Here is a 12458-nt window from a genome sequence, read left to right as displayed (position 1 = left end):
GGACGGTGGGGAGGGAGGGAGTGGGGGGTGGTGTGGTGCGGTGCGCCCGCCGGGTCCGCCGCGGGCGGGCGGCGGCAGCGCGCGTACCAGCCATTCGAGTTCGACTCCGACGCGGCGCGGTGGCCCGGTCTTGAAACAGATACCGTGTACGTACGCGAGCGCGGCCGCCTCACTCAGCGGTTCGGCTGCGTACGCCTCTCTTCTGCCGGTCATGCTCCGTCACCCTTCGCCGAGCGGTCGGTCGTCCCGGGTGTTCCGGTGGGCGGGCCGCGAGCCGCTTCCCGCCTCCACCCAAGTCCGCTCCCCACTCCGGCGCCGGTGAACACCTCCCACGTCGACCCCACCGCACAGAACCGGCCGCGGCACATGCGCCACCGGCACAGTCGCCGGCGGCGCAGCGCGGTCCGAGTCCGCTCAGAGCTCGGCGAGGTCCAGGCGCCGGATGTCCTTGACGATGACCAGGTAGCTGACGACGGCCATCGCGGCGCAGGCACTGACGAAGACCAGCGCCAGGTCGAAGGAGCCGGTGGCGTCGATGAGGTAGCCGATGACCAGCGGGGTCAGGATGCCGGCGAGCTGCGTGCGGCTGGATTGGGGAGGGCCCGCGCTCACAGCCGTTGCAGCAGCGCGGTCACAGCTGTTGCAGCAGTGGCTGTCGCAGGAGCGTGTGCAGCGCCGGGTTGTCGTTCTTCTCGCGCCACACCAGGTTGAGCTGGACCGGCTCGGGCTGCGGGAGGGAGACGGGCTTGAACGCGATGCCCGCATGGCGCATCCGGGCTGCCGTCTGCGGCACCAGAGCGATCCCCCAGCCCACGTCCACCAGCGCCAGGATGCTGTGGATCTGGCTGAGGTACTGGGTGAAGACGGGGGTGACCTGAGCCGCGCGGAAGATGCTGATCAGCAGCTCGTGGAAGTAACGGGCCTCGATCGGCGAGTACATCAGGAAGTCCTGGCCGTCGAAGTCGCTCACCTCCAGCGGACCCTCCTTGGCGGCCAGCGGGTGTGCGGCCGGCAGGGCGGCCAGCAGCCCCTCCCGCCCGGCGGGCCGCAGCTGCAACTCGGGCCCCACCGCGGCCGGGCGGACCAGGCCCAGGTCGAGGGAGCCTTCGGTGAGCGCTTCCAGCTGGTCACGGGTGACGAGTTCGCGCAGTACGACCTCCACGCCCGGCATGGCGGTACGGGCCACTTCCAGCAGTGAGCCGAGCGCGGAATGGGCGCTGGCGGCGGTGAAGCCGATGGCCAGCGCGCCCGCCTCCCCGGTCGACGCCTGCCGTACGGCGAGCGTGGCGTGCTCGGCCTGCCGCAGGATACGCCGGGCCTCGTTGAGGAAGGACCGTCCGGCTGGGGTGAGGCGTACCGACCGGTTGGTCCGGTCGAGCAGTTGCACGCGCAGCTCGTTCTCCAGCAGCTGGATCTGCCGGCTCAGCGGCGGCTGCGTCATCCGCAGCCGCTCGGCGGCCCGGGTGAAGTGGAGCTCTTCGGCCACCGCTATGAAGCTGGTGAGTTGGGCCAGGGTGAACAACGATGCCGTCCCGGTATGGTCGAATCCAAAACTTATGTTGGACGTGGATCAATCGCCGACCCTAGCTTCGGAGCCGGCCCGACAGCGAGCCCCGCACCGCCGCCGAACAGCACCGGCCGGGCGGCCCGCCTTCTGGCCCGTACGCTCCGAACCGCCTCACACCCAGGGACACGAAGTGGTGACCACGACGAACACCTCGCCGAGCGACCGGATCTCCTGGGTCCGGCTCTCCTCGGTGCTGCTCCCGCTGGCCACCCCGGTCAGCGACGCCAAGGTCCTCACCGGGCGGCAGCGGCCGATGACGGAGGTGGCCTTCCTCTTCGCCGAGATCGCCACCGAGGAAGGGCACCAGGGCATCGGCTTCAGCTACTCGAAACGGGCCGGAGGGCCAGGACAGTTCGCACACGCGAGGGAGATCGCCGACCAGCTGCTGGGTGAGGACCCCAGCGACATCGGCAGGATCTGGACGAAGCTGGTGTGGGCGGGCGCCTCGGTGGGCCGCAGCGGACTGGCCACCCAGGCCGTCGCCGCCTTCGATGTCGCGCTGTGGGATCTGAAGGCCAAGCGCGCCGGGCTGCCGCTCGCCAAGCTGCTGGGCGCCCATCGCGACTCCGTGCGCTGCTACAACACCTCCGGCGGTTTTCTGCACACGCCCACCGAGGAGGTGCTGGCCAACGCCACCGCCTCCCTGGAGGCCGGGATCGGCGGCATCAAGATCAAGGTGGGGCACCCGGACAGCAAGCGGGATCTGGAACGGGTAAGGGCGGTGCGCGAGCACATCGGCGACGGCGTACCGCTGATGGTCGACGCCAACCAGCAGTGGGACCGGCCCACGGCCCGGCGGATGGGCCGCGCCCTGGAGCCGTTCGAGCTGGTGTGGATCGAGGAACCGCTGGACGCCTACGACGCGCAGGGCCACGCGGCACTCGCCACCACGCTCGACACGCCGATCGCGACCGGCGAGATGCTCGCCGGCGTCGCCGAGCACTGGGAGCTGATCCGCCAGGGCGCGGCCGACGTGATCCAGCCGGACGCGCCGCGCATCGGCGGGATCACCCAGTTCCTGAAGCTGGCGGCACTCGCCGAGCACCATCAGCTCCAGCTCGCCCCGCACTTCGCCATGGAGATCCACCTCCATCTCGCCGCCGCGTACCCCATCGAGCCGTGGGTGGAGCACTTCGACTGGCTGGAGCCGCTGTTCAACGAGCGGCTGGAGACCAGTGGCGGGCGGATGCACATACCCGGCCGCCCAGGTCTCGGCATCACCCTCAGCGAGCAGGCCCGCGCCTGGACGCAGGCCCGGCACGAGGTCGGCAAACGCCCCTGACCGGCACGGCCCCTCGCCTTCGCCTCGCCCTCGCCTTCGCTTCGCCCTCCTCCTTCGTCCCCTCCCCTTTCGCCCTCCGACTTCAGGAGCAGCACCCTCATGACGTCCTTCACTCCCGCGGAACTCGGCCGCCGGCTCGGGTCCGGGCTGCTGTCCTTCCCGGTGACCCACTTCAGGCCCGACCTGTCCTTCGACGAGGACGCCTATCGGGAGCACATCGCACGGCTGGCCGGCTACGAGGTCGGCGGGCTGTTCGCGGCGGGCGGCACCGGTGAGTTCTTCTCGCTGACGGCCGAGGAGGTCGCCCGGGTGGTGGCGGCTGCCGTACGGACCGCGCCGCAGGACACGCCGATCCTGGCGCCCGCCGGGTACGGCACCAAGGCAGCCGTCGAGCTGGCCCGGGCTGCCGAACGGGCGGGCGCCGACGGGCTGCTGCTGTTTCCGCCCTACCTCACCGAGGCAGGTCAGGAAGGGCTGGCCCGGCATGTGACCGAGGTGTGCCGCGCCACCTCGCTGGGCGTGATCGTCTACAGCCGTGCCAACGCCGTCTACACAGCGGACACTCTCGCCCGGCTCGCCGACTCCTGCCCCAACCTCATCGGGTACAAGGACGGGGTCGGCGACATCGAGGCCGTGACCCGGATCCACGCCCGGCTCGGCGACCGCCTCACCTGCATCGGGGGCCTGCCCACCGCCGAGACGTACGCGCGGCCCTATCTGGAGCTGGGCGTGACGACCTATTCCTCGGCCATCTTCAACTTCGTCCCCGAGTTCGCGCTGGAGTTCTACAACGCCGTCCGCGACCGGCGCCACGAGAGCGTCTCCAAGCTGCTCACCGACTTCGTCCTCCCCTACACGGCGCTGCGCGACCGGCAGCCCGGATACGCCGTGAGCATCGTCAAGGCGGGGCTGACGGCCACCGGCCACAGCGCCGGGCCCGTCCGGCCGCCGCTGACCGATCTGACGCCCGCCGAACGCGAAGAGCTCACCGCGCTCATCGGTCACAGGTCATAGGCCGGACCGCACGGCCCCCACCACACGCCGAGCTCAGCCGGGCACGTCCATGCGCTGGGTGCCGAGAACCGACAACAGCCGCAGCGCTTCCTCGGAGGGCGAGCCGGGCTCAGCCGTGTAGATCACGACCCGCTGGTCCCGGTCGGCGATGTCGAGCACATCGCAGTTGACGGTGACCGGGCCGACCAGCGGATGCTGGAAGGTCTTGCGCAGGGTGGTCTCGGCGCTCACCTCGTGCGAGGCCCACAGCCGGGCGAACTTCTCGCTGCCGGCGGTCAGTTCGCGTACCAGCGCGGCCACCTCGGGGTCGTCGGGATAGCGGGCAGCGGTGGCGCGCAGGCCCTCGGCCGCGTTGCGGGCGAAGGCTTCCGCGTCCGTCACGCCGTACAACCGCCGCCCCTGCGGGTGCGGTCCGAGGAAAGCGCGGCGCACAAGGTTGCGGTCGCGGCGCGGCTGGGCCGAGAAGTCCTCCATGAGGGCGGCCGCCAGCTCGTTCCAGGCGATCACTTCATACGCCGCGGACACCACGATCGCGGCGGCCTGCGGCAGCCGGTGCAGCAGATCGAGAATGCTCTGCCGCACCTCGCGCGGGGGCCCTGGCGCGGGGCCCGGTGGTGCGCCGGCGAGATGGTGCAGGTGCGCGCGCTCGGCGTCCGACAGACGCAGCGCCCGGGCGAGACCGGCCAGCACCTCGCGCGAAGGGCGCGGGGCGCGGGCCTGCTCCAGGCGCGTGTAGTACTCGGCGGAGATGAACGCCAGCTGGGCCACCTCCTCACGGCGCAGGCCGGGCGTGCGGCGGCGCGGGCCCGCGGGCAGCCCCACTTCGGCGGGGGTGATCCGCTCCCGCCTGCCGCGCAGGAAAGCGGCCAGTTCTCGTCTGTCCACGTGACCAGTGTGCTGGGCCGCCGGAGGCTCATCCAGGTACCGCCGGTGCCTGGATGAGACCCGCCGCCGGCCACAGGCTCGCTGCCATGGACAACACACCGACCACCCGCACCACACCTCCCGCGTCCCTGGGCCTGCTCGCCGGCAAGGCCGCCTTCATCACCGGCGCCGGGCGCGGCATCGGCGCAGCCGCAGCACGGCTCTTCGCCCGGGAGGGCGCCCGGGTGCTGCTCGCGGCCCGGACGGCGGCACAGCTCAAGGCGGTGACCGACCAGATCCGGGCGGCCGGCGGCACAGCGGATCACGTGGTGTGCGACCTGGCGGACCCGGCCAGTGTGCGCGCCGCCGTCGACCGGACCGTTCAGCTGTACGGCCGGCTCGACATCGCCTTCAACAACGGAGCGGCGATCCAGCGGCCCGGCCCGATGGACGAGCTGCCGCAGGCCGGCTTCGACGATATTTACGCCGTCAATCTCAGGGGACCGTGGCTCGCCATGACCGCAGAGGTGGAGGCCATCCGCGCCACAGCGGGGAGGGGCGCCATCGTCAACAACTCCAGCGTCGGCAGCCTGCGGGGCAACGCCGAACTGCCCGCCTACGGTGCGATGAAGCGGGCACTCAACAGCCTGACCGAGTCGGCCGCCGTCACCTACGGCCGGGAGGGCATCCGGGTGAACGCCATCGCGCCGGGCGGCACGCTGACCGAGATGGTGCGCGCCTGGGAGAAGAGCTCCCCCGGCGTCATCGAGCGGATCCAGGCGGCCACCCCGCTGGGCCGCACCGCGGACCCCGAGGAGATCGCGCAGGCCGCCGCCTGGCTGCTGAGCGACCGCTCCTCGTATGTGACGGGCACGGTGCTGCGGGTCGACGGGGGCGCGCTGGCCTGAGCGGGCCGCCGTGGCGGCGCTGGGTGCGAGCCGTGGAGCGTACCCCGCCCCGGCCGCTCCCCGGCACCGCCCCGGCCCCGTTTAGCCGTACGGGCCGGTGCCCACCCGAGGAGGGTGGTGGAGCAGCAGACAGGGCCGGAGCGCGGCGGTCCGCAGCTGGCCGTGCTGATCGGCCTCCAGGCAGCCGGAAAGTCCACCTTCTACCGGCAACGCCTCGCCGGGGACCGCAACGGCGGTCACGCTCTGGTGAGCAAGGACCGCTTCCCCCGCTCCGCCCGCCGCAAGCAGCAGCGTCAGCTGCGGCTGATCGACGAGGCGCTGGCCGCCGGGCAATCCGTCGCGGTCGACAACACCAACCCCTCGCCACGCGAGTGGAGCCCGCTGATCGCCCTCGGCCACACACACGGCGCACGGGTGACCGCGTACTGGTTCCCGCCGGATCTCGCCGCCTCCCTCCGCCGCAACGCCGTCCGGGAGGGCCGGGCCCGCGTACCGGAGGTCGGCGTACGCGCCACCCACCAGCAGCTGCGCAGACCGTCACCCGCGGACGGGTTCGACGCCGTGCTGGAGGTGCGGTTCGACGGCCGCGGCGGCTTCGCCGTACGAGCCGGGGTGCCCGGTGCGTACCCGGGCGTGCCGGTACCGGTCGGGGTGTGTTGCCATGGCTGTGCCGGGAACGGTCCCGGGAATGTGGACCCGGACAGGGTTGTTCCCCGGCGCCAGGGCGCGGCCCGCCCTGATGCCCCCACGGCAGGAGACAGCATGAGCACGATCGAGCTGACCAAGGAAAACTTCGAGGAGACGGTCTCGGAGAACGATTTCATCCTGATCGATTTCTGGGCCTCATGGTGCGGCCCGTGCCGCAGCTTCGCACCCGTGTACGAGGCCGCTGCCGAGCGGCACTCGGATCTGACCTTCACCAAGGTCGACACGGAGGCCCAGCAGGAGCTCGCGGCCGCCTTTGAGGTGCAGTCCATCCCGACCCTCGCCATCATCCGCGACCGCACACTGGTGTACGCGGAGCCCGGCGCGCTGCCCGAGTCCGACCTGGAGAACCTGATCGGCCAGGCCCGGCAGCTGGACATGGACGAGGTACGGCGCGCGGCCGAGGCCCAGCAGGCCGCCCAGGCCGACGGCGGCCCGGAGAGCGCCGGGGCCTGACCGTACGCATGCGGCCCACCGGGCCGCCCGCGTGCCGCCTGCGCGGCGCGCCCGTGGCGGCCCGGACCGCTGACCCGGCGCCTCATCTGCCGCCGAGCGCCTCCTGCAGGTCGTAGCGGACCGGCTGCTCCAGCTGCTCGTACGTGCACGAGCCGGGCTCCCGGTCCGGTCGCCAGCGGCGGAAGAGCACCGTGTGCCGGAAGCGCTGCCCCTCCATGTGGTCGTAGGCGACCTCGCACACCCGCTCAGGCCGCAGCGGCACCCAGGAGGCGTCCTTGCCGCCGCTCCATCTGCTCGGGGCGCCCGGCATCCGGCCCTCCTCGTGCGCGGCTTCCTCCTCCCAGCGGGCCCACGGGTGCTCCTCGGGGTGCTCCATGCCCAGTGGTGCCAGCTCGCGCATCAGCTCGCGTCTGCGGGTGGCGGGGAACGAGGAGGAGGCACCCACGTACTGGAGCGCGCCGGAGGCGTCGTAGAGGCCGAGCAGCAGGGAGCCGAGCGATTCGGGTCCGCTCTTGTGCGGGCGCAGTCCGGCCAGTACGCAGTCGGCCGTGCGCTCGTGCTTGACCTTGAGCATCACCCGCTCACCCGGCCGATACGGCAGATCGGTGCGCTTGGCCACCACGCCGTCCAGCCCGGCTCCCTCGTAGTGCGCGAACCAGTCCCTGGCGACCGCGCTGTCATAGGTCACAGGCGCCAGATACAGCGGAGCGCGTGCCCGCTTCAGCGCCGTCTCCAGCATCCGGCGCCGCTCGGCCAGCGGCGCCGGCATGGCGTCGGTGTCGTCCAGGGCCAGCAGGTCGAAAGCGACGAAGGAGGCCGGCGTCTGCTCGGCCAGCAGCCGCACCCGGGATGCGGCCGGATGGATGCGCTGCTGGAGCGCCTCGAAGTCGAGCCGCCCGCCCAGTTGCAGCACGATCTCGCCGTCCAGCACGCAGCGCCGCGGCATCCGCTCCCTGAGCCCGTCGACCAGTTCGGGGAAGTAGCGGACCAGGGACTTGCCGGTCCGGCTGATCAGCTCGATCTCGTCGCCGTCCCGGAAGACCAGGCAGCGGAAACCGTCCCACTTGGCCTCGTACTGCATGCCTTCCGGGACGGAAGACACCGGCTTGGCGAGCATCGGTTCGACTGGCGGCAGCACCGGGAGATCCACACTGCCGATTCTGCGCCGGACGGCCCGCCTCCGCATGGCGCGCGACGCCGCGGGCACTCCGCTCCCCCATGGGTGACCATGAAGCCATGCTGCTGGAGGACATCGCACTCACGTCCGCCCGGATCGCCCAGGCCGCCGGGCGGAACGAGAAGGTGACGCTGCTCGCGGAGCTCTTCCGGCGGGCCGAGCCCTCCGAGGTGCCCGTGGTCGTCACCTATCTGGCCGGTCGCCTCCCGCAGCGCCGTACGGGTGTGGGCTGGCGCAGCCTGCGCGAGCTGCCGCCGCCCGCCGCCGGGCCGGCCCTGACCATCGCCGAGACGGACGCGGCGTTCTCCCGGATCGCCCAGGTGAGCGGCAAGGGCGCGCTGGCCGAGCGCAAGCGGCAGCTCGACGCGCTGCTGTCCGCGGCCACCGGGGACGAGCAGCACTTCCTCGTACGGCTCATCGGTGGCGAGCTGCGGCAGGGCGCGCTGGACGCCTTCGCCGTGGAGGGGCTGGCTGCGGCAGTGGCGGCCGACGCGGGCGAGGTACGGCGCGCGGTGATGCTCGGCGGCTCGCTCGGCGCCGTCGCACAGGCTCTGCTGGCCGAGGGCCCCGACGCGCTGGCCCGGTTCCGGCTGGAGGTGGGCAGGCCGGTGCTGCCGATGCTGGCCCACACCGCCAAGGACATCGGCGAAGCACTCGACAAGCTGGGCCCGTGCGCCGTCGAGGAGAAGCTGGACGGCATCCGGGTGCAGGTGCACAAGGACGGCGACGCGGTACGCGTCTACACCCGCACCCTGGACGAGATCACCGACCGGCTCCCGGAGGCCGCCGAGGTGGCCCGCAGGGCCGACGCCGCGCAAGTGGTGCTGGACGGCGAGGTGATCGCCCTCAAGGAGGACGGGTGGCCGCGCCCGTTCCAGGAGGTCTCCGGGCGCGTCGCCTCCCGGCTCGACGTGGCGGGCGCGAGCAGCGAACTGCCGCTGCACCCCGTCTTCTTCGACGTGCTCTACCTGGACGGCGAGGACCTGCTGGACCGCCCGTCGATCGAGCGGCACGCCGCCCTGGCCCGGGTACTGCCCGAGGAGCTGCGGGTGCGCCGGGTGCCGGTGACGGATCCGGGCGACGCACAAGCCCGCACCGCCGCACAGGAGTTCGCTGACGAGGTGCTGGCCCGCGGACACGAGGGCGTGGTGGTCAAGGCGCTCGACTCGGGGTACTCCGCAGGCCGCCGCGGGGCCTCGTGGCTGAAGGTCAAACCCGTGCATACTCTCGACCTAGTGGTGCTCGGCGCCGAGTGGGGGCATGGGCGGCGCGCGGGCAAGCTGTCGAATCTGCACCTGGGGGCGCGGCGCGCGGACGGCACGTTCGCGATGCTCGGCAAGACCTTCAAGGGGCTGACCGACGCGCTGCTGGCCTGGCAGACCGAGCGGCTGCGCGGACTGGCGGTCGAGGAGGAGTCCTGGGGCGTGCTGGTGGCGCCCGAGCTGGTCGTGGAGGTGGCCTTCGACGGGGTGCAGCGCTCCACCCGCTACCCCGAGGGCGTCACCCTGCGGTTCGCCCGGGTGGTGCGCTACCGGGACGACAAACGCCCGGAGGAGGCCGACACGGTGGAGGCGGTTGTCGGGCTGCTGCCGTGACGTCTCACAGCTCCGCGCGGATCCGGGCCGCGACCTCGCGGGCCTCCGACTCGTCCGCGTAGCGGCTGCGGGGCCAGAAGAAGCCGCGCAGCCCGTCCTTGCGCCTGCGCGGCACCACATGCATGTGCAGGTGCGGCACGGACTGGCTGACCCGGTTGTTGCCCGCGACGAACGACCCGTCCGCCTCCATCGCCCGCTCGACGGCGCCCGTGACGCGGCGTACGGCCGTGAAGTACGGGCCGACCGCGGCCTCGGGCAGATCGGTCAGCGTCTCCACATGGCTGCGGGGCACGACGAGGGTGTGGCCGGGGAAGAGGGGGCGCTGGTCGAGGAAGGCCACGACCTCGCCGTCCTCGTGGACGCGGTGCGCCGAGGCCGCGCCTGTGACGATCCGGCAGAAGGCGCAGGTGCTGTCCTGGGCCCCGCCGCCCCCGGCTTCGATGGCGTCGTCCATGCCGTCCATGGCGGTCAGTTGAGCGTGCGCGGGTCGGGGCCGACGCGGGTGCCGGTCTCCAGGCGCTGGATCTCCCGCAGGTCCTCGCCGTCCAGCTCGAAGTCGAAGACGGCGATGTTCTCCTTGACCCGGGAGGGGGTGACGGACTTGGGGATGACGACGTTGCCGAGCTGGATGTGCCAGCGCAGCACCACCTGGGCCGGTGTCCTGCCGTGCTTGGCCGCGGCCTTGCGGACGGCGGGATCGTCCAGGACGCCGTTGCCGCGGCCGAGCGGGGACCACGCCTCGGTGACGATGTCGTGCTTCGCGTCGAAGAGCCGCAGCTCCGGCTGCTGGAGCCGGGGGTGCAGCTCGACCTGGTTGACGGCGGGCACCACGCCCGTCTCGTCCAGGAGCCGCTGGAGGTGGTCCGACTCGAAGTTGGAGACACCGATGGCCCGGGCACGGCCGCTGTCGTGGATCTCGGCCAGCGCCCGCCAAGTCTGTACGTACAGGTCCTGGCGGGGCGCCGGCCAGTGGATGAGATAGAGGTCCACGTAGTCGAGGCCGAGCCGCTCCAGCGAGTCGTCGAACGCCCGCAGCGCGGTGTCGTGTCCCTGGTCGGAGTTCCAGAGCTTCGTGGTGACGAACAGCTCCTCGCGCGGGACGCCGGACTCGCGCAGCGCCTTGCCGGTGCCGCCCTCGTTCCCGTAGAAGGCCGCCGTGTCGACGCTGCGGTATCCGGCCTCCAGCGCGGCGGAGACGGTGGCGGCCGCCTCGTCGTCCGGCACCTGGAACACGCCGAATCCGAGCTGCGGCATCTCCGTGCCGCTGTTCAGCAGGACGGTGGGGACCTGTGCGCTGCTCACTGTGCGACCTCGGCTCTCTTCGGGGCACTCGGGCGTCGTCCGTCAGCCGGGGTATCCGGTCTGCCGAGGTCCATTCACGCAGACGCCCGCGGGTCGCTCAGCCCTCCCGGGCCGGGGCCGCCGCCGCGGCCTCGCGGGGCGCGGGGACCGGTGCCGCCCTCCCGCCCTCGCGGGGCGCGGGCAGCACCGCGTACAGCAGCGCGGCCAGCAGGGCCGTGGCGGCCCAGCCCAGGCCGTTCTCACCGATCCAGGTGGAGACCAGGGGGCCGGTGAACCAGTCGCACTTGGTGAAGCCCAGGCCGAGCAGCAGCGCGACGCCCCAGGCCGTCATGGCCTGCCAGCAGTAGCCGCCGACGTACCAGTAGCGACTGCTGCGCGAGGTGTCGAGCAGCCCTTCGGGGTCGTAGCGGACGGCCCGGCCGCGGCGCCGCAGCATGTCGATTCCGTAGACGCCGACCCAGGCGGAGAAGGAGACCGCCAGCAGCGAGAGGAAGGAGATGAACGAGCCGTAGAAGCTCTTGGCGACCAGCATCAGCAGCAGACCGCCGACCAGGCTGATGACCGCGTTGATGCTGACGGCCCAGGCGCGCGGCAGCTTCACGCCCATGGTCTGCGCGGTGAAGCCTGCCGAGTACATCGAGAGGCTGTTGATCAGCACCATCCCGATCAACGCGATGACCAGGTACGGAACGGCCAGCCACATCGGCAGCGCCTCGCCCAGGAAGGAGACCGGGTCGTCGGTCTTGGCCAGCGCCGGGTCCTTCACCGACATCACGCCGCCCATCAGCACCATCGGCACCAGCACCAGCAGCGCGCCGGAGACGGTGGTGCCGAAGATCTTGCCCCCGGAGGCGCTGTGCGGCAGATAGCGGGCGAAGTCGGGCCCGGTCGGAATCCAGCTGATACCGCCCGCCGCGATCGTGCCGATGCCCGCGATCAGCATCGCGGTGCTGCCCGCGGGCCGGGAGAAGACCTCGGCCCAGTCCATGGTGGTGATCAGGTAGCCCAGCACCAGCACGGTGAAGAGCCCGAAGAAGTAGGTCGACCAGGTGTTGCAGAGGTTGAGCACCTTCCGGCCCATCCCGCTGACCAGGAAGGTGACGCCTACGAACAGCAGCAGCGTGACGACGATGAGCGGGGTGCTGCTCCGGACCCCGAACAGTAGCCGGAGAACCGTGAGGACCGCGTAGGCGCCGGTCACGGCGTTGATCGTCTCCCAGCCGAACCGGGCGACCCACAGGATCATGCCGGGGAAGTAGTTCCCCCGTACCCCGAAAGTGGCCCGCGAGAGCATGGCGCCGGGCGCGCCACCCCACTTGCCGGAGACGGACAGCAGCCCGACCAGGCCGAAGGAGACGCCACCGGCGACGGCCGCGGCGAGCAGCACCTGCCAGAAGTTCAGGCCGTTGAAGACGACGAGCCCCGCGCCCATGGTGAGCAGCAGCACACTGATGTTGGCGGCCACCCAGGTGGGGAACAGCTCGCGGACCCGGCCGCGCCGCTCGTGGTCGGGGACGGGCTCGATGCCGCGGCTCTCGACGGTCTCGTCGATCACAGCGGTCGCCGGGGAGGCGGAGGGGGACGTGGG

Annotated in this window: 12 protein-coding genes and 2 pseudogenes; 6 read left to right on the top strand and 8 right to left on the bottom strand. The window is 72.0% G+C overall.

The features are described 5' to 3' along the window. The 3 genes and pseudogenes from ITI46_RS29550 to ITI46_RS29540 all read right to left on the bottom strand — a co-directional run. A pseudogene (locus ITI46_RS29550) lies at window positions 1-213 on the bottom strand (hypothetical protein); the annotation flags it as partial. Window positions 214-414: 201 nt separating this feature from the next. Beyond that, window positions 415-612: a hypothetical protein gene (locus ITI46_RS29545; RefSeq protein ID WP_247746788.1), complete on the bottom strand. Its 198-nt coding sequence runs from the start codon at window positions 610-612 to the stop codon at window positions 415-417. 19 nt (window positions 613-631) lie between these two features. Continuing rightward, window positions 632-1522, bottom strand: a complete 891-nt coding sequence (locus ITI46_RS29540; protein ID WP_209242985.1) for a LysR substrate-binding domain-containing protein — start codon at window positions 1520-1522, stop codon at window positions 632-634. A gap of 175 nt (window positions 1523-1697) precedes the next feature. Here ITI46_RS29540 and ITI46_RS29535 point away from each other — a divergent pair, with 175 nt between their 5' ends. Next, complete coding sequence (locus ITI46_RS29535) at window positions 1698-2849, top strand: L-talarate/galactarate dehydratase (RefSeq protein WP_307808373.1); 1152 nt, start codon at window positions 1698-1700, stop codon at window positions 2847-2849. Between the two features lie 99 nt (window positions 2850-2948). Continuing rightward, a complete protein-coding gene (gene kdgD, locus ITI46_RS29530; RefSeq protein WP_209242983.1) occupies window positions 2949-3863 on the top strand; it encodes a 5-dehydro-4-deoxyglucarate dehydratase in 915 nt (304 codons plus the stop codon). Window positions 3864-3896: 33 nt separating this feature from the next. Here the strand turns inward: kdgD and ITI46_RS29525 are convergent, their stop codons facing one another. Then, on the bottom strand, window positions 3897-4748 hold the full coding sequence (locus ITI46_RS29525) for a helix-turn-helix transcriptional regulator (protein WP_209242982.1): 852 nt from the start codon (window positions 4746-4748) through the stop codon (window positions 3897-3899). 86 nt (window positions 4749-4834) lie between these two features. Between ITI46_RS29525 and ITI46_RS29520 the strand changes: the two genes are divergently transcribed. The 3 genes and pseudogenes from ITI46_RS29520 to trxA all read left to right on the top strand — a co-directional run bounded on the left by ITI46_RS29520 (window position 4835) and on the right by trxA (window position 6796). Beyond that, on the top strand, window positions 4835-5635 hold the full coding sequence (locus tag ITI46_RS29520) for an SDR family NAD(P)-dependent oxidoreductase (protein WP_209242981.1): 801 nt from the start codon (window positions 4835-4837) through the stop codon (window positions 5633-5635). Between the two features lie 114 nt (window positions 5636-5749). Next, window positions 5750-6154, top strand: a pseudogene (locus ITI46_RS29515) (AAA family ATPase); the annotation flags it as partial. A gap of 243 nt (window positions 6155-6397) precedes the next feature. Then, a complete protein-coding gene (trxA, locus tag ITI46_RS29510; RefSeq protein ID WP_209242989.1) occupies window positions 6398-6796 on the top strand; it encodes a thioredoxin in 399 nt (132 codons plus the stop codon). 82 nt (window positions 6797-6878) lie between these two features. On the opposite strand, the gene ITI46_RS29505 is transcribed toward trxA, so the two are convergent. After that, on the bottom strand, window positions 6879-7946 hold the full coding sequence (locus tag ITI46_RS29505; RefSeq protein WP_209242980.1) for an ATP-dependent DNA ligase: 1068 nt from the start codon (window positions 7944-7946) through the stop codon (window positions 6879-6881). A gap of 86 nt (window positions 7947-8032) precedes the next feature. Between ITI46_RS29505 and ITI46_RS29500 the strand changes: the two genes are divergently transcribed. Beyond that, complete coding sequence (locus ITI46_RS29500) at window positions 8033-9568, top strand: ATP-dependent DNA ligase (RefSeq protein WP_209242988.1); 1536 nt, start codon at window positions 8033-8035, stop codon at window positions 9566-9568. A 4-nt stretch (window positions 9569-9572) separates the two neighbouring features. Here ITI46_RS29500 and ITI46_RS29495 read toward each other — a convergent pair whose 3' ends face one another. The 3 genes from ITI46_RS29495 to ITI46_RS29485 all read right to left on the bottom strand — a co-directional run. Next, a complete protein-coding gene (locus ITI46_RS29495) occupies window positions 9573-10031 on the bottom strand; it encodes an HIT family protein (RefSeq protein WP_372452097.1) in 459 nt (152 codons plus the stop codon). Between the two features lie 5 nt (window positions 10032-10036). Then, window positions 10037-10822 carry an aldo/keto reductase gene (locus ITI46_RS29490; protein WP_209242986.1) on the bottom strand — a complete coding sequence of 262 codons (786 nt, stop codon included), beginning with the start codon at window positions 10820-10822 and terminating at the stop codon, window positions 10037-10039. Between the two features lie 145 nt (window positions 10823-10967). Beyond that, the coding region (locus ITI46_RS29485; protein WP_209242979.1) for a purine-cytosine permease family protein at window positions 10968-12458 on the bottom strand (1491 nt) is incomplete at its 5' end.

The organism is Streptomyces oryzae (assembly GCF_017676365.1).
Taxonomy (GTDB): domain Bacteria; phylum Actinomycetota; class Actinomycetes; order Streptomycetales; family Streptomycetaceae; genus Streptomyces; species Streptomyces oryzae.
Note: the sequence above shows the minus strand (reverse complement) of the source record. Positions and strands in the feature narration are given on the sequence as shown.